The organism is Mycobacterium shottsii (assembly GCF_010728525.1).
Classification (GTDB): Bacteria; Actinomycetota; Actinomycetes; order Mycobacteriales; family Mycobacteriaceae; genus Mycobacterium; species Mycobacterium marinum.
Genome location: NZ_AP022572.1, coordinates 1,131,714 through 1,147,115, shown reverse-complemented (window position 1 = coordinate 1,147,115; position 15,402 = coordinate 1,131,714). Strand labels below are relative to the sequence as shown.

16 protein-coding genes and 2 pseudogenes are annotated in these 15,402 nt (G+C 65.5%); 11 read left to right on the top strand and 7 right to left on the bottom strand.

Annotated features, from left to right (window positions below; genetic code table 11):
* Positions 1 to 99: 99 nt before the first annotated feature.
* The gene (locus G6N41_RS05405; protein ID WP_231608844.1) at positions 100 to 825 is read left to right on the top strand and encodes a sensor histidine kinase; all 726 of its coding nucleotides are present in this window, start codon (positions 100 to 102) and stop codon (positions 823 to 825) included.
* Here G6N41_RS05405 and G6N41_RS05400 read toward each other — a convergent pair.
* Positions 797 to 1,375 carry a response regulator transcription factor gene (locus tag G6N41_RS05400; protein ID WP_198967729.1) on the bottom strand — a complete coding sequence of 193 codons (579 nt, stop codon included), beginning with the start codon at positions 1,373 to 1,375 and terminating at the stop codon, positions 797 to 799. The genes G6N41_RS05405 and G6N41_RS05400 overlap by 29 nt on opposite strands.
* A 240-nt stretch (positions 1,376 to 1,615) precedes the next feature.
* Here G6N41_RS05400 and G6N41_RS05395 point away from each other — a divergent pair, with 240 nt between their 5' ends.
* The 8 genes and pseudogenes from G6N41_RS05395 to G6N41_RS05370 all read left to right on the top strand — a co-directional run bounded on the left by G6N41_RS05395 (position 1,616) and on the right by G6N41_RS05370 (position 7,662).
* Positions 1,616 to 3,154, top strand: coding sequence for an aromatic/alkene/methane monooxygenase hydroxylase/oxygenase subunit alpha (locus G6N41_RS05395; protein WP_198966807.1), 1,539 nt, complete (start codon positions 1,616 to 1,618; stop codon positions 3,152 to 3,154).
* Complete coding sequence (locus G6N41_RS28055) at positions 3,154 to 3,423, top strand: hypothetical protein (protein WP_231608843.1); 270 nt, start codon at positions 3,154 to 3,156, stop codon at positions 3,421 to 3,423. Before G6N41_RS05395 ends, G6N41_RS28055 begins: the two co-directional genes overlap by 1 nt.
* Positions 3,424 to 3,435: 12 nt before the next feature.
* A complete protein-coding gene (locus tag G6N41_RS28050; RefSeq protein WP_259594264.1) occupies positions 3,436 to 4,071 on the top strand; it encodes a ferritin family protein in 636 nt (211 codons plus the stop codon).
* Positions 4,072 to 4,245: a hypothetical protein gene (locus G6N41_RS28045; protein WP_231608841.1), complete on the top strand. Its 174-nt coding sequence runs from the start codon at positions 4,072 to 4,074 to the stop codon at positions 4,243 to 4,245.
* Entirely contained in the window at positions 4,242 to 4,559 is a 318-nt protein-coding gene (locus G6N41_RS05385; protein WP_198966806.1) for an MmoB/DmpM family protein, read from the top strand. Before G6N41_RS28045 ends, G6N41_RS05385 begins: the two co-directional genes overlap by 4 nt.
* A gap of 8 nt (positions 4,560 to 4,567) precedes the next feature.
* Positions 4,568 to 5,590, top strand: coding sequence for a 2Fe-2S iron-sulfur cluster-binding protein (locus G6N41_RS05380; protein WP_198966805.1), 1,023 nt, complete (start codon positions 4,568 to 4,570; stop codon positions 5,588 to 5,590).
* A 134-nt stretch (positions 5,591 to 5,724) separates the two neighbouring features.
* Positions 5,725 to 6,834, top strand: a pseudogene (locus G6N41_RS05375) (NDMA-dependent alcohol dehydrogenase).
* 69 nt (positions 6,835 to 6,903) lie between these two features.
* Complete coding sequence (locus G6N41_RS05370; protein ID WP_198966804.1) at positions 6,904 to 7,662, top strand: SCO6745 family protein; 759 nt, start codon at positions 6,904 to 6,906, stop codon at positions 7,660 to 7,662.
* A gap of 31 nt (positions 7,663 to 7,693) precedes the next feature.
* Here the strand turns inward: G6N41_RS05370 and G6N41_RS05365 are convergent, their stop codons facing one another.
* The 5 genes from G6N41_RS05365 to G6N41_RS05345 form a co-directional block, all read right to left on the bottom strand.
* Positions 7,694 to 8,128: a MarR family winged helix-turn-helix transcriptional regulator gene (locus G6N41_RS05365; RefSeq protein ID WP_198966803.1), complete on the bottom strand. Its 435-nt coding sequence runs from the start codon at positions 8,126 to 8,128 to the stop codon at positions 7,694 to 7,696.
* A 72-nt stretch (positions 8,129 to 8,200) separates the two neighbouring features.
* Positions 8,201 to 8,776, bottom strand: a complete 576-nt coding sequence (locus G6N41_RS28040; protein ID WP_231608839.1) for a hypothetical protein — start codon at positions 8,774 to 8,776, stop codon at positions 8,201 to 8,203.
* 5 nt (positions 8,777 to 8,781) lie between these two features.
* Positions 8,782 to 8,943 carry a hypothetical protein gene (locus G6N41_RS05355; RefSeq protein WP_198913342.1) on the bottom strand — a complete coding sequence of 54 codons (162 nt, stop codon included), beginning with the start codon at positions 8,941 to 8,943 and terminating at the stop codon, positions 8,782 to 8,784.
* On the bottom strand, positions 8,919 to 9,200 hold the full coding sequence (locus G6N41_RS05350; RefSeq protein ID WP_198965176.1) for a hypothetical protein: 282 nt from the start codon (positions 9,198 to 9,200) through the stop codon (positions 8,919 to 8,921). The genes G6N41_RS05355 and G6N41_RS05350 overlap by 25 nt, the downstream gene beginning before the upstream one ends.
* A gap of 72 nt (positions 9,201 to 9,272) precedes the next feature.
* Entirely contained in the window at positions 9,273 to 9,488 is a 216-nt protein-coding gene (locus tag G6N41_RS05345) for a hypothetical protein (protein WP_198968062.1), read from the bottom strand.
* A gap of 212 nt (positions 9,489 to 9,700) precedes the next feature.
* Here G6N41_RS05345 and G6N41_RS05340 point away from each other — a divergent pair, with 212 nt between their 5' ends.
* A complete protein-coding gene (locus G6N41_RS05340; protein ID WP_198967728.1) occupies positions 9,701 to 10,633 on the top strand; it encodes a zinc-binding alcohol dehydrogenase family protein in 933 nt (310 codons plus the stop codon).
* Positions 10,634 to 10,688: 55 nt separating this feature from the next.
* Here G6N41_RS05340 and G6N41_RS05335 read toward each other — a convergent pair.
* Positions 10,689 to 14,007, bottom strand: a pseudogene (locus G6N41_RS05335) (LuxR C-terminal-related transcriptional regulator).
* A 162-nt stretch (positions 14,008 to 14,169) separates the two neighbouring features.
* On the opposite strand from G6N41_RS05335, the gene G6N41_RS05330 reads away from it, so the two are divergent.
* Positions 14,170 to 15,348 carry a cytochrome P450 gene (locus G6N41_RS05330; RefSeq protein WP_198966802.1) on the top strand — a complete coding sequence of 393 codons (1,179 nt, stop codon included), beginning with the start codon at positions 14,170 to 14,172 and terminating at the stop codon, positions 15,346 to 15,348.
* The last annotated feature ends 54 nt before the right edge of the window (positions 15,349 to 15,402 follow it).

The following is a 15,402-nucleotide window of genomic DNA, read 5'->3' as shown; positions in this document are numbered from 1 at the left end:
CCACGCGGTGCGCGCGGAGGGGTTGCGGGCGGCGATGGTTGCCCCGATCGTGCGTGCCCACCGGCTCTCGGGCTGCTCTACACGGCCCGGCGGTCGCCGGTGGCCTGGACCGACCGTGACCGGGCGGAGCTGCTTTCCCTGGCGCGGCAGGCGGCGGTCGCCATGGAGGTTGCCGACAGCGCCCGGGAGATGGCCGAGGTCGCCGCGTTCGGCGAACGCCAACGCCTGGCGATCCGGTTGCATGATTCCGTCGGCGCGACGTTGTTCAGCCTGCGGGTGGCGTTGATGTCGGCGCAGGAGGAAACCGAGCCCGGCCGTCGCGAAGAGCTGCTGTCGGATGCGCTGGTGCTCACCGAACGCGCGACGTCGGAGTTGCGGGCTCAGACCTTGTCGTTGCATGACCTGCCGGAGGACAAGGCGCTGGCAGTCACGCTGGAAGGTGATTGCCGGGACTTCGCCACGCGCACCGGTACCGCCGCGGAACTGGTGGTCTTGGGCGACCTGCCGCTACTGGATTCGGCCAGGACCGATGCGCTGCGGCGCACCGCCCGCGAAGCCCTGCTCAATGTGGAAAAACATGCCGGCGCTCACTCCGTGGTGGTCAGCCTCTACCGCGCAGAAGACGGTGTCGGGCTGACCGTGGCCGACGACGGTACGGCCCCCGACATCGCGTCCGAGCACCGGCGCGGGTTGGGGCTGCGGGCCACCGTCGAGCGCATCGAACGGGTGGGCGGGTGGTTGTCGTGCACGGCCAATGAGGAGGGCGGCGGCACCGTACAGGCGTGGGTTCCCGCGGCTAGAGCATTCCGGCCTGTTGGGCCTTGATCACCGCGTCCAATCGGTTGCGGGCATCGAGGTGCGCCAACAGCGACTGCACGTAGGACTTCACGGTGTTGGGTGCCAGCTGCAGCTTTTGGGCGATCTGCGCGTTGGTCTCGCCGATCGCCAGCTGCTCTAGCACCTGATACTCGCGCCGGGAAAGCTCCAGCGGATTGCCGGTGCTGATCACCGGGTCGCAGAATCGCCGTCCGGCGGCGACCTCTTCGATCGCGGTGACCAGTACGGCGCACGCGTTGTCCTTGTGCACCACCGCGTCCATCCCGACCAGTCCCGCAACCTGACTCACCGTCGGCTTGCTGTCCCCGGTGAACAAGATGAGCTTGACGCCCAGGCAAGCCCCTCGCAGCGCGGCGGCGGCTTCCGGCAGCGCCATGTCGGGCAGATGCAGATCCAACAACACCACGTGCGGCCGTTCGGCAGCGGCGACCGCGACGCCGGTTTTCACATTGCGTGCGCCCGTGCACATCTGGACCCTCGGGTTGCCCTGCACGAGCCGCTCCACGCCCAGATGCACGATCGGATGGTCATCGACCACGAGTACGCGCACCGCCTCAGGGGCTGTGTTCGCGGCAGCGGAATGCACAAGTGAGCCGTCCTGGCTTCCTCCGTGCGGATGCACGATTCGACTGTAGCCCCATGCCGGTTGGCTCCCGGGCAAAAGCCGTCGTCGCGACCTCCGATCGGAGGTAGTGCAGACCGGCGGCTGGTGTGATCCTGGTCTCAGCAGTGCTGAACTGCGCACGGGCTTGTACATAGGGGCAAGAGGAGAACGCCAATGACGGCATCGATCACAACCCAGCACGAGAAGATCAAGTCTTTCGACTGGGAGCCCAGCTACTTCCATCGAGACGCGTTGTACCCGACCAAGTACAAGATCCCGCCAAGGACCAAAGACCCGTTCCGCACCCTGGTGCGCGAGTACGTGGGCATGGAGGAGGAAAAAGACAGCCGCCAATACGGTGCGCTCGAAGATGCGTTGAGCCGGATGAACAACTCGGCTCAGGTCGAGCTGCGTTTCATGGAGGTCTTGAAGCCGGTCCTGGCCTTCGTCGACTTCGGTGAGTACGCCGCGATGAAATGCACGGCCATGCTCATCGACACGGTGGAAAACCACGAACTGCGCCAGGGGTACCTGGCCCAGATGATCGACGAAGTGCGCCACACCAATCAAGAGGCGTACTTGATGCGCTACTTCGCCAAGCACGCGCCCGACCCCGCCGGGTTCAATTCCGGCTTCGAGATGCGCGCCAACGACCCGATCGGACGACCGGCGCGGGCCGTGTTCGAAGCGTTCATGAACGACGACCCGATCACCAATTCGCTCAATCTTCAGGTCGTTGCCGAGACCGCCTACACCAACCCGCTGTTCGTGTCTTTGACCGAGGTGGCGGCCGCGAACGGGGATCAGGCGACCCCGTCGGTCCTCCTGTCGGTCCAGTCCGACGAGGCGCGGCACATGGCAAACGGCTATGCAACGCTGGCGGCGGTACTGAGCGAACCCGACAACTTGCCGATGCTCCAGGAAGACTTCGACACGGCGTTCTGGCGTCAGCACGCCTTCATCGACAACTTCCTTGGTGGCGTCAACGACTACTTCTCGAAGGCTCGGGTGAAGTCCTACAAAGAGTTCTGGCAGCAATGGATCTGGGAGGACTGGGCCGGTAGTTACATCGAGCGGCTGGAGCCGTTCGGCCTGCATGTGCCCCGGTGGATGGACGACGCCAAACGGCACGTGGAATGGGGCGGTCACACGGCGGCGATGGTGTCCGCAGCGTTGTGGCCGGTGCATGCCTGGCGGTCGGACTACATGACCGACGAGGACTTCACCTTCTTCGAAGACAAGTACCCCGGCTGGGAGAAGTACTACGGCGACTTCTGGCGCGCGTACCGGCAGATGGCCGATCCCCGCAACGGCCAACTCGCGCTCGGACTGTTCCCGGCCATGCCACCGATATGTCGGGTATGCCAGATGCCCGCGGTCTTCACCAGGATTGACGTCAACGAGATCCGGCTATCGGTCGACAAGGCCGGCCAGCGGCACGCATTTTGCTCGCAGGCCTGCCAGCACATCTTCCGCCAGGCCCCGCATCGGCACACTGGCAAGACCTGGTGGGAAGTCAATGACGGCATCGAGCTGTGGCGCTACATCGAGATCAATCATCTGCTTCGATCCGATGGCAAGACGCTGATGGGGCAGCCGCACGTGCACACCGACGAACGCTGGCTGTGGACCATCGACGACATTCGGCGCACCGGGGTCGCCATCCAGGATCCGCTCAAAGCGCTTCCCGCCGAAGCCTTCACGGAGATCTGATGACAACCGGAGCAATTTCCGAAGGCGCGACTCCCGAGGCTATTGGTGAGGGATTCTACTCGGAGCGCGAGCTGACCTACATCCAGCCCCAGAAGCGCCGACTGTCCGAATACGAGGCCGTCATCTGCAACGCCCAGCCCGACATGGGCCAGTTCGACTCCGGCGGTTGGTATCTACTGCGCCCGGACGGGCTGGGCTGCCAGGACGCCCGGACCACCGCACTGGTCCACCCGAATTGGTTCGACTATCGCGACCCATCCGGGCTGTAGCAGCGGTCCTACATCAACATGGCGGCCCAACAGGAACGGTCCATCGCCGGGGCAAGTTCATCGGCGAAGGCCAACGGCGCATTGGGCGAGATCGCACTGGACTGGCTGCACCTCGTGGCGCGCTACTACGAGGCGTACGGCTCCTTCGAGTGGGGGATGTTCAAGGCGCACGCGTTCGTCACCAGGGAGGCCTTGTCGGACACGCTGTCGATGACATACACCTTCAGCGCGATGGACCGGCTTCGGCACCAGCAGGACATCGCCCTCTACAGCCTGGGCCTCTACGAACAGGCGCCCGGCTACACCGAAGGGGCCGGCCGGGAGGCCTGGCTCAACGACCCGGCCTGCCAGGGGGCCCGCCGCCTGGTCGAACGGCTCCTTTCGCTGCGGGACTGGGGCGAGATGGTGACGATGACCAATCTGGTGGTAGAGCCGCTGATAGCCACGGTGATCGGCAGCGAGTTCTTCCGCCGGCTGGCCCCGTTGCACGGGGACCCGGTCACCGCGGTGATCGAGATGACGGTGGAGGCCGACCGGCGTCGCAACCGTGCCGCAACGCAAGCGCTGGTCAAGATGCTCACCGCCGACACCGACCGCGCGGGCCGGCCGGTACCGGCGGCAGAAAACCGCGACCTCATGCAGCGCTAGGTGGATTCCTGGTATCCGGACGCGTTGGCCGCCGTCGATGCGTTCTTGCCGGTCTTCGACGCCGCCCCGGTCGGCTCCGGTGGTGGTGAACAGGCCAAACGGCGCGTCGTCAGCGCGACCGCAGACATCCTCGAGCTGGCGGGCCTGCGCGCGCCGGTGGAGGTGACGTCATGAGCGCCAGGGAACAGCACGCATCGACGACCGTCGGCATCGTCTTGATGAAGAGCGAAGAGGCCGACGGGACCGTCGCCTACTTCACCGCGGAATGCCCGCAGGTCCGGATCCAGGACAGACACACGTTCTACCTGTGCGAGACCGAGGGCATGATCCGTATCCCGTTGGCCGAGGTCGAAGAGTTTCTCGGGAAGCCGCTGACCATGTCGCGTTTTCTGGTGGTCATGTCGAGCTACTACGGGCGCGCCCGGGTCGAGGACGACGCGTTCGTCATCACCTCCGAGATGTCCCAGCTCGAACCGGCGAGCAGCTGAGCAGCACCATGGCGCGGGTAACCCTCGAGCCCGGGGCCGAGGAATTCCTGGTGGGCCCCGACGAGGACATTCTGTCTGCGGCCCTGCGTAGCGGCATCAATCTGCAATACGGATGCCGGCACGGCAACTGCTCATCGTGTAAGCACTGGCTCATCGACGGTGACGTCGATGACTCGGCGGCCTCGGTGTACGCGATCCCGCGGGACGAACGCGAGAACGGGGCGATTCTGCTCTGCTGCACGTTTGCCCGCAGTGATCTGGTTATCGAGATCCAGCAGAACGACGGCGCCGAGGCGCTGCCACCGATGACCCCGCCCAGCCGAAGGCGGGCCAAGTTCCTCGGGCTGCGGACCCGGACCTCGAACCTGATCGAGCTGCGGGTGGAGCTCGACGATCCGCTGAGCTTTCGCGCCGGTCAGTATGCGGAGTTCACCCTGGATAGCGGCGAACGCCGCTCCTACTCACTGGTCAACCCGCCGAGTTCGGCGCGCGAGCTGACCTTCTGCATCAAACGCGTGCCGAATGGCTTGTTCAACAAGGTGCTGGACCGGATCGAACCGGGCTCCACGCTGCATCTGGAAGCGCCGTTCGGCACCATGTTTCTGCGCGACACCGAGCATCCGGTTATCGCCGTCGCGACCGGCTCCGGGATCGCGCCCCTCCTGTCCATGCTCACCGATCCCGCCGAACAGAACCCGGACGTGCCCTTCCGTTTCTATTACGGAGCACGCTTCATCCGCGATCTGGTGTACCTGGATGAGATCGCGGCGCTCTCGACGCGATTGAAGGATTTCCGGTTCATTCCGTGCCTGTCGCAGCAGGCGCCCGACCCGGTGCCCAACGGTCGATCCGGGCGCGTCACCCGGGCCATCGCCACCGACATCAGGGACGCCTCACCCTATGACGCCTACCTGTGCGGCGCGCCCGAGATGTGCAACGACGTCGGCCGGCTCCTAGAGGCGAAGGGCCTGCCCGAGGCGCGCATCCACGCCGACAGGTTCTATCCGGCCGTGGAATCGATCTCGGTATGACACCGCGCACCACCAAACCGGCGAACCACCTTGACCAGCAACGTGCCGGGGGTATCTGATGAAAACCATGGCCACGCCGTCCACATAGCCCTCTAAGAAGCTCTCCACCTAAGCAATTCGATCAGGAGCGCATAATGAAGACCACAGCAGCCGTGTTGCTGGAAGCGGGCAAGCCCTTCGAGATCATGGATCTCGAACTCGACGGTCCCCGCGTCGGCGAAGTACTGATCAAATACACCGCCGCGGGGTTGTGCCACTCAGACCTGCACCTGACCGACGGCGACCTGCCACCGCGGTATCCGATTGTCGGCTGCCACGAAGGATCGGGCGTCATCGAGGAAGTCGGTCCCGGGGTCAGCAAGGTCAAACCCGGGGACCACGTCGTGTGCTCCTTCATCCCCAACTGCGGCACCTGCCGATACTGTTCCACCGGACGGCAGAACCTTTGCGACATGGGCGCAACCATCCTCGAAGGATGCATGAGCGATGGCAGCTTCCGCTTCCACCGCAAGGGGGTGGACTTCGGTGCGATGTGCATGCTCGGCACCTTCTCCGAGCGCGCCACCATCTCGCAGCACTCGGTGGTCAAGATCGACGACTGGCTGCCGCTGACCACCGCGGTGCTGGTGGGCTGCGGAGTTCCGACCGGCTGGGGTACCTCGGTATATGCCGGGGGCGTGCGGCCCGGCGACACGACGGTCATCTAAGGCGCGGGCGGGCTGGGCATCAACGCCGTACAAGGAGCGGTGAGCGCCGGAGCCAAACACGTCGTGGTGGTCGATCCGGTTGCGTTCAAGCGGGACACCGCGCTGAAATTCGGCGCTACCCATGCCTTCCCCGACGCGGCCAGCGCGGCCGCGAAGGTCAACGAAATCACCTGGGGCCAAGGCGCGGACCAAGCGCTCATTCTGGTCGGCACGGTCGACACGGAAGTGGTCAGTGCCGCGACAGCGGTGATCGGCAAGGGCGGCACCGTGGTAATCTACGGGTTGGCGAATCCGGAGAAGCTCACGGTGCAACTGTCGGGCCTGGATCTGACCCTCAACGAGAAGACGATCAAGGGCACACTGTTCGGATCGGCCAATCCCCAATACGACATCGTGCGCCTACTCCGGCTCTACGACGCCGGCCAACTCAAACTCGACGAGCTGATCACCACCCAATATCGACTCGAAGATGTCAACCAGGGCTATCAAGATCTGCGCGACGGCAAGAACATTCGCGGCGTGATCGTCCACGACTGAGGTCAGACATTCATGCTGGGCCAGCGCACCGCGTTGGTAGGTTGGAAACCCCAGCGAAGGAGAATTTTCATGAGCGATAGCGACATGTTCGACGCCGCCCGTGCCGCGGGCTCACCCATCGAACAAGCGGTCGCGGTGTTCATGCTGCACCCGGACACCTTCGCCGAAAGCATCGAGGCCGGATACGAGCACCCGTTCGCGGGATATGTGGCGGGCCGCGCCGGTGTACTGGGCGAGACCACCGGCGTCACGGTGCATTCGGTCTTCGCGGTATTCGAACCCAGTTTCATCCATGGGATGTGGGAAACGGGCATCGCGGTTCGCGGCGCGATCGGTGCGGCCGAGCTCTACTGGGACCAGGTCGCCGGCTTCGCCCGCAAGTATCTGGCCGCCGCCACGGGGCTGGATCGCATCGCGGCGCTGGGCGAGAAGATCATCGCGGCGACACCGGACGCGGGCCTGCCGCTGTATGCCGGGTGGCGCACCATGGCGTTGGCCGACGACGCCGCGGCGCGGGCGCTGCAGGTGATGTTTGTCTTGCGGGAGCTGCGGGCCGGTGTTCATTTCAACGCCCTCACCATTTCCGGCATCACCCCGGTCGAAGCACACATGCTCAACAAGGGACATGAGTACACGACCATGTTCGGCTGGCCCGAGCCGTTCGCCGATGGCACGGACAAGAAGGACCGCTACGCCGCGGTCGAGGAGGCGACCAACCGCCGGATAGCCGAGATTTTCGGTGCCGCGCTCGACGGTGGCGAGGCCGACGAGCTGGCCCGATTGAGCACCGATGCCCTGGCGACGCTGAAGGCCAGCGCAGCCAGCTGAACGGGCGCGTTTGCGCGGCGCGACCGCAACATCAGCGCTCCAGCGTTTTGCTCAGTAACGCCGCCAGGCGCTGCTGTTCCCTGGTGCTCAACCGCCCCAGCATTGGTGCGATCCACTGCTCAATCGCCTTGGTGGTTTCCCGCTCCAGGCGGCGGGCCCCAGTGGTGAGGTTCACCCGCACCGCGCGGCCGTCGTTCTCATCGGCGGTCTTGACGACCAGGCCGCGCGCCGCCGCGCGCTCGATCAGCCCACTGACCGTGGAGCGCTCCAAGCCCGTGTAGCTCGCCAGCTCGCCCATCGTCGGTTCACGATCGCGCATGATGCCCAGCACGCGCAACTGCGTCAGCGACAGGTCGTGTTCGGCGGCCACTTCGGTAAGCACCGCCATCAGCGCAAAAGATGTTTGCACCAGCGCATCTCGCAGATCATCCGCGAGTTGTTTGCCGGGCGAACCGTCACCACTCATGGCGACAACCATATCCAAATAGATTGGACGTGATGCATCAAGTCAAGATGCCTGCGAAACCTGGTTCATGCATCACGTAAGGAATGCCCGCGAAATCGGGGTCAGCTGGTGGTCTTGCTTTTGATGCGGATGCCGGCTTTGAGGGCGGGTAGAGCGGCGGGTATGGCGGCGAGGTAGAGCTGTTCGGTCTTGTCTTTGGCGAGTCTGAGCAGGGCGGCTTGCAGGTCGGCGATCTGGTGGGCGATCGCGGCGGGGTTGAGGCTGTTGCGGTAGGTGAGCAGCTCTGTTTGTTGGGCCGCTGAGAGGACTCCGGCGGCCAGCAGCCGGTCCAGGGGTCTGGGGCTTGTCGTAGAGCCGGCGGCGGTGACCGTCGCGGCTGCAGCCGTAGCTGATGGGTTTGATGGTGGGGGTCAGGTAGTTGAGCCGGTCGTTGACCAGGTGCCACAGCCGGTTGAGCACGGCGCGTTCTTCGTCGGTGTCGTAGCGGTAGTAGAACCCGTAGCGACGCACGAGGTGGTTGTTTTTGGACTCGATGGTGGCCTGGTCGTTCTTCTTGTAGGGTCGTGAGCGGGTGAAGAAGATCTCCATGTCCGCGGCCCACTTGATGACCGCCTTATTGAGGAATTCGGTGCCGTTGTCGAAGTCCAAACCCGTTACCTTATAGGGATTTTAGTAATTCCGGTTTTGAGGGCGCCCAGGATGTGGGGGTGGGCGTTGTTGCGCACCGTGCGGGTGAACACCCAGCCGATGTGCATGTCGGTGAGGTTGACCGTGCGGGCGAACTCACCTTTCAGTGTCGGGCCGCAGTGCGCCACGGTGTCGCCTTCGAAGAACCCCGGAGATTCTTCGGCCTCATCGCCTGCTTTGCAGATGGTGATCGAGGACCGCAGCAGCGGGAGGGTTTCGTCGTCGACACACCCGAGATCTGGTCGCGGGCCTTGGCGCCGCGCAGGTAGCGGTCGATCGTGGCGCTGCTCATCGCCAACAGCTCGGCACGCACCGCCGGGCCGTAACGGTCACGGCCGTCCACCAGTTCGCCGTGGCGTTCTAGAGCATCCAACTGAAGTGCCATGGAAGCGGCCAGGTACCGGCCGCACTGCCCGCCTGAGGCCGCCCACACCTTCTGCAACACCTTGAGCGCATCCTAGGAGTACTTCGGATTGCGTTGCCGGCGAGTCCGTTTGGCGACCTGCCGACCCGCTCCCGGCGGCGCGGCCGCCGCCCTCAACCGCCGCCGGGCGTTGTCACGCGACCAGCCGGTGACCGCCACCACCTGATCCAGAATCTGCCCCTTGTCCGCCTTCGGCGCCCCCACATACGCCCTGGCGAACTTCGCGGTGATCTCGGCCCGAGACGACATCGACAGCCCACTTCCCATGCCTGCCAAGGATCGACCGTTTCGCGGGCATTTTTACGTGATGCACCGAGGACGCTTCACGGGCATTTCTCGTGATGCTTGCCGTTGGATTGCGAACTATAATAGTTCGTAGTACCATATTTTTACTCGAATCCACCCCTGGCAATCGCGCGGAGTCGCCCGCGCCCCGCATGACCGGGGAGAAAATGGACACCATGAAAGCCGCGATCGTCCGCACCTTCGATGAGCCGCCCCACTACGGGGATTTCCCCGATCCCACCTCAACCAAGCCGGGGGAACTGATCGTCGACGTGGTCGCCACGGCACTGCATCCGCGGGTTCGCGCCCAAGCCGACGGGTCGCACTACACCAGCACCGGCGAGCTTCCGTTCGTGCCCGGTATCGATGCCGTGGTCCGCGACGCCGAGGGCACGCTCTACTACGCCCATCTCGCGGACACCACGCTGGGCACCATGGCGCAGCGGACAATCATTGACCAGCAGTGGGCCGTCGCGCTGCCCGACGACGCCGATCCGGTCACGGTGGCCGCCGCGGTCAACCCCGTGCTCTCGTCGTGGGTGGCGCTACGAAATCGGATCAACTTCAAACCGGGATCACGAGTCCTGATCCTCGGCGCGACAGGCAGCTCCGGGGGCATGGCAATCCAGGTCGCGAAACGTTTCGGAGCCGCGGAGGTCATCGCCGCCGGACGCAATCGTCAGCGGCTCAGCGAACTGACCTCGTTGGTCGCCGACCGCACACTCACCCTTGATCAGCTCGGAGCGGCCGGCGATGTCGACGTCGTCCTCGACTACGTGTGGGGACCGCCCACCGCCAAAGGCATGGTCGACCTGGTCACCAATCGTCGCGACCCGCACGAAGAGCTCATCTGGATCCAAATCGGCTCGACGGGTGGCCCCAGCGCCGATATCGTCTCGGCGGCCCTGCGCTCCACTCGCCTGCAGATCGTCGGGAGCGGCATCGGCTCCGTATCCGAATGCGACATCCGCAACGACATTCCCGGGATCGCCCAAGCCGTCACCGCGGGCGAATTCGAGGTCCGTACCCAGGCGATGCCACTAAGCGACGTAACGTCGGCCTGGACGCGCCCGCTGGGCGCGGACCGGCGCGTTGTGTTTCTTCCCTAGACCGCCAACAGCGCGATACCTCCGTCGGCGCCCGCGTCGCCCGCCGTGATCCGGATCAGGCGTGACGGGCGACCTCATGAACGAGCTGGATCCGCGAGGTCAACCCGAGTTTGGTGTAGACGTGGGTGAGGTGGGTTTGCACGGTACGCGGTGAGATGAACATCCGCGCGGCGATGTCCTTGTTGGACAGCCCTTCCTGAACCAGTCGAACGACGTCATGCTCGGTAGGGGTGAGCGAACCCCATCCGCTGCTGAGCCGCCTGCGCGTGCCCCGGCCACGCCGCACATAGCTGATCACCTCGTCCGTCGAGATGGCCGCGCCCTGTCCCCACACCGCGGCAAAGTCCTGCTCCCCCAACTCGTTGCGAAGTTCGGCGAGAACGACTTCGCAGTGCGCGTCGAGGATTTTCAAGCGGACTTCGCCGGTGCGGTGCCGAATCGCCTCAGCGGAAGCCAACAACCGGGCGGCCTCTCGGCGATCGCCCTCAGTGGCTGCCAGCTCGGCGAGACATTCCAAGGTGTCGGCGACTCCTAGAGTCGTCCCGTTTGCCGCGCTACACGACAGGGCGGCATGGCTATCCCGATCGGCCTGCCCCAGTTCACCCTGCGCCAGCGCGACCCGCGCCCGGGCCGTCAGCGCCACCGATAGGTAGCAGACGTAGCTGGTCGACACGACGTCGTCGGCCCAACGGCGCGCCGCGCTCAGGTCCCCACTCACCAACGGCGCCAACGCCCCAAAGGGAAAAACGCCGGCCATCTGCGGGTCCATACCCACGAGTTCGCGGGCCTTCTGATAGGCCTGCCAGGCCGCCGTCGCATCCCCTGCGGCCTGCCACGCAATTGCGGCTGTCGCATAGCCGAGCCCCTCGTTGGCGCCCACCAACTCCGCCGAACTGGCGAAGACGGCATCCACGCAGGCGCACGCGCCGTCTGCGTCACCGACGTAGGCATAGGTAAATCCCTGCACCACTTGACTTATCATCAGCAGCAACAGATCGTAGGCCGCGCTGGCTTCGGCGATTGCCTCGCCGAGTTGGTGCAGTGCTCCGATCGGATCTCCCCGCCAGGCGCGCATCCAGCCGAGCGCACCACGGCACTCCCGAGACGTCGTGCGATCGCCGATCGCCTCCGCGATCCGCAGCCCCTCCTCGCCCGCCGCCTCGAGCGCAATCGGGTCTCCGGCGGCCATCGCCGCCCGGGTCTGCAGGCTCAGGATCTGGCTCAATCGCCAGGAATCCCCGAGTTCGCGCGCGAGCTGGGCCGCCTCGTCGAAGTAGGGGCGCGCGACGTCGGCGTCGTAGGCCGTGATCACCCCGCGGGCGACGAGCGCGCGGATCAACAGTGCGGGGTCGGCCAGCTCGTGCGCAATCGTCAGGGCACGCTCGGCGTCATCAAACCCTGCCATCGACCCCGTCCACGCCAACAAAGTCACCTTGTCGGCGAGCGCGCGCGCCAGGGTCGAAGGAGACACCTGGAGATCCTCATTACCCAGCCCAGCTTCCAACCAGGCCAGTCCCTCTCGGCCCTGGCCGCGCGTCATCCACACCGGGTGAAGCGAAGTGGCCAGCTCCAGTGCGCTGTCGAAGTCGCGCGTCTCCAGGCTCGATCCGAACGCGCTTTGTAGATTGTCGAGCTCCTCCTCGGCCTGCGCGAGCCTGCGTTCATGGTCGGTGCCCGTGGGCGCGTCCAACAGCTTCGCCACTGACTTGTAGTAAGTGACGTGGCGGGAGCGAACCGCCTCGACTTCGCCGGATTCCGCGAGCTTCTCTTGTGCGTATTGACGCACGGTCTCGAGAAGCCGGTAGCGCGTTGGGCCCCCCGCCGCTTTCGGCGATCACAAGCGACTTGTCGACGAGCAGCGCGAGTTCGTCGACGACCTGGTAGCGCTGCACCTGCGAGTCACCCGCGACGGCTTGGGCGGCGTCGAGGTCGAAGCCCCCGAGAAAGACTGCGATTCGGCGGAACAGCACCCGCTCCGGCTCGGTCAGCAGCGCATGGGACCAGTCCACCGACGCCCGTAAGGTCTGCTGGCGACGCACCACGGTTCGTGCGCCTCCGGTGAGTAGCCGAAACCGGTCGTGCAGGCCCGTGCGGATCTCCTCGATGGACAGGGCTCGGACTCGCGCGGCGGCCAGTTCGATCGCCAACGGCATGCAGTCCAGCCGATTGCAGATCTCGGTGACCGCGGTCGTGTTGTCGTCGGTCACCGCGAAGTCCGGGCGAACGCGCCGCGCCCGGTCGGTGAATAGCTCAGTGGCTTCGGTCACCGACAGCGACGGCACCAGGAACGTCACCTCGCCCGGCATACCTAGGGGTTCTCGGCTGGTGGCGAGTAGCCGCACTGCCGGACAGCGGCCGGTCAATTCCAGCAGCAGGGCAGCCGTCGCATCCAGTAGGTGCTCGCAGTTGTCGAGCACGACGAGCACTTGGTGCTCACCGATGAACCGCGCGAGCGCATCCACCGTTGAGCGCCCCGGTTGATCGGACAGGCCCAGCGCGCGGGCCACCGTCAGCGGAACGGCCTCGGCGTGGCTGACCGGCGCGAGGTCGACGTACCAGAGGCCATCACCGAACTCGTCCACCACGCTGGCCGCGATCTCCACCGCGAGGCGTGTCTTGCCCGCACCCCCAGCGCCGGTCAACGTGACGAGCCGGTTGTCCGCCAACAGGGACCGCACGTCCGCCATCTGCGCGATACGCCCCACGAACCGGGTCAGTCGCGCCGGCATCCTGTGCACAGCAATGGATTTGGTAGTCCGCAGCGGCGGGAAGTCATTTTGCAGGCCGGAATGACACAGCTGCACCACGCGCTCCGGCCGGGGCAGGTCCCGCAGCGGGTGCAGCCCTAGATCAGCCAGCCAGGCCCCATCCGGCAGCTGGTCGAGAACCAGCAGTTGCGTGGCACCGGATATTACGGTTTGGCCGCCATGGGCCAGGTCGCGTATGCGTGCGGTGCGATTGATGGTGGGTCCGATGTAGTTGGTCGGGTCATTGGGGTCGCGCAACTGGATATCGCCGGTGTGTACGCCGATGCGCAGCCGGATCGGCCCCAGCGGTGATCGCTGCAAGTCCAACGCACATGCGATGGCCTCGCGAGCGGAAGCGAAGGCAACCACAAAGCTGTCACCCTCACCCTGCTCGACCGGCCGCACCCCATGATGAGTCGCGACGGTCGTGGCCAGCACGGAATCAAGGCGCGCGACGGCTGCCGTCATCGGCTCGGGCTGGTTCTGCCACAGCCGGGTAGAGGCTTCGACATCGGCGAGCAGCAAGGTGACCGTTCCGGTCGGCAGCAGCTCGCCCATGTCGACATCACTCCAGTCCACCAGCGGTGCTTCCACGCGTGGGTCGATCTCGCTCATGCTAGCCAGCATCGCTGGGGTGTAGGTGGCGAAACATCGGCGTCAGCGCGTAGGTGCGCTCTCGGCAATGCGCAAATCTACGACCCCGCTGGCGCAGATCTACGCGTCGTGGCCGATGGTCGGCGGTCCGCACAGCCTCATCGTTGAGCCCGAGACGCACCCGAGGAGGAGATCATGACCAGCACCGTTGACCGCCAGGTCGCCCCGAATGTCTTTGCCGCCGGTCTGCCGAACATTGACTACCAGAACGCGCAGAGCCCCGATGAGGCCCACCAGATCCTCGCCGAAGCTCGGCGCCGGTCGCCGATCGCCCTCGGCCCGCATGGGCCCGAACTCTTGACCTACGACTTGGTGCACACCGTGCTGCGCGACCCTCGATTCCGGATGCCGCCGGGCATGTTCCTTGCCGCCCAGGGCATCACGTCCGGACCGCTGTGGGATCGGCTTGCCGCCAACCTGATCAGTCTTGACGGCCCCGCGCATCATCGGCTGCGCCGGCTGGTGTCGCAGGCCTTCACCCCCCGCGCGACCGGGCGGTTGAACACCACGATCACCGAGGTCATCACCGATTTGGTCGACCGCTGTGCCGATCGTGGACGTTGTGATGTGGTCGCCGATATCGCTCGCCGGTACCCGATCCCGATCATCTGCGCGCTGCTGGGAGCACCGGCGGGTGACTGGAAACTGTTCTCCGACTGGACCGACGACATCCTCAAGGCCTTCAGCTGGGATGCCGCCGCCCAGCAGCCAGCCATCCTGGCGGCCTGGGACGAGCTCGACGCCTACATCGACGACATGGTGGCCGCGCGGCGCGGCAGCTTGACCGAGGACCTGATCTCCGCGCTGATCCGCGCCGAAGACGACGGTGATCGCCTCAGCTCCGACGAGTTGCGGATGCTCGTCGCGGGGCTGCTCATCGGCGGCACCGACACCACGCGAAACCAGCTCGCCGCCTCGGTGCAAGCCCTATGCGATCACCCTGACCAATGGGTACTGCTGGCCCAACATCCCGACCTGGCGGCCAACGCCGCCGAAGAGACGATGCGCCACTCGCCGATCACCTTCAGCACATTGCGAATCGCGCTGGACGACGTCGAATTGGCCGGCGTGATGATCCCGACCGGCACGCTGGTGATCGCCAACACCGGCGCCGCCAACCGCGATCCGGCGCTCTGCCGTGATCCCGACCGGCTAGACATCAGCCGCCCGATCGCGGGGCCCATCCAAACCTTCGGCGCCGGTATGCACTACTGCCTGGGCGCCAATCTCGCCCGCCGCGAACTCACCGAAGCCCTCCGGATCATCACCCAGCGCATGCCCGGAGCCCGGCGCACCGGCGCTGCCCCATGGTAGTCGCTGACCGGGCTGAGCGGACCGACAACGTTGCCGATCGAGTTCGACGCCGGG

What these genes read in the sequence shown, in the direction of transcription:
- G6N41_RS05395 (WP_198966807.1), top strand. Translation starts at nt 1,616, where the DNA reads ATGACGGCATCGATCACAACCCAGCACGAGAAGATCAAGTCTTTCGAC.
- G6N41_RS28055 (WP_231608843.1), top strand. Translation starts at nt 3,154, where the DNA reads ATGACAACCGGAGCAATTTCCGAAGGCGCGACTCCCGAGGCTATTGGT.
- G6N41_RS05385 (WP_198966806.1), top strand. Translation starts at nt 4,242, where the DNA reads ATGAGCGCCAGGGAACAGCACGCATCGACGACCGTCGGCATCGTCTTG.
- G6N41_RS05380 (WP_198966805.1), top strand. Translation starts at nt 4,568, where the DNA reads ATGGCGCGGGTAACCCTCGAGCCCGGGGCCGAGGAATTCCTGGTGGGC.
- G6N41_RS05370 (WP_198966804.1), top strand. Translation starts at nt 6,904, where the DNA reads ATGAGCGATAGCGACATGTTCGACGCCGCCCGTGCCGCGGGCTCACCC.
- G6N41_RS05365 (WP_198966803.1), bottom strand. Translation starts at nt 8,128, where the DNA reads ATGAGTGGTGACGGTTCGCCCGGCAAACAACTCGCGGATGATCTGCGA.
- G6N41_RS05350 (WP_198965176.1), bottom strand. Translation starts at nt 9,200, where the DNA reads ATGGCACTTCAGTTGGATGCTCTAGAACGCCACGGCGAACTGGTGGAC.
- G6N41_RS05345 (WP_198968062.1), bottom strand. Translation starts at nt 9,488, where the DNA reads ATGTCGTCTCGGGCCGAGATCACCGCGAAGTTCGCCAGGGCGTATGTG.
- G6N41_RS05340 (WP_198967728.1), top strand. Translation starts at nt 9,701, where the DNA reads ATGAAAGCCGCGATCGTCCGCACCTTCGATGAGCCGCCCCACTACGGG.
- G6N41_RS05330 (WP_198966802.1), top strand. Translation starts at nt 14,170, where the DNA reads ATGACCAGCACCGTTGACCGCCAGGTCGCCCCGAATGTCTTTGCCGCC.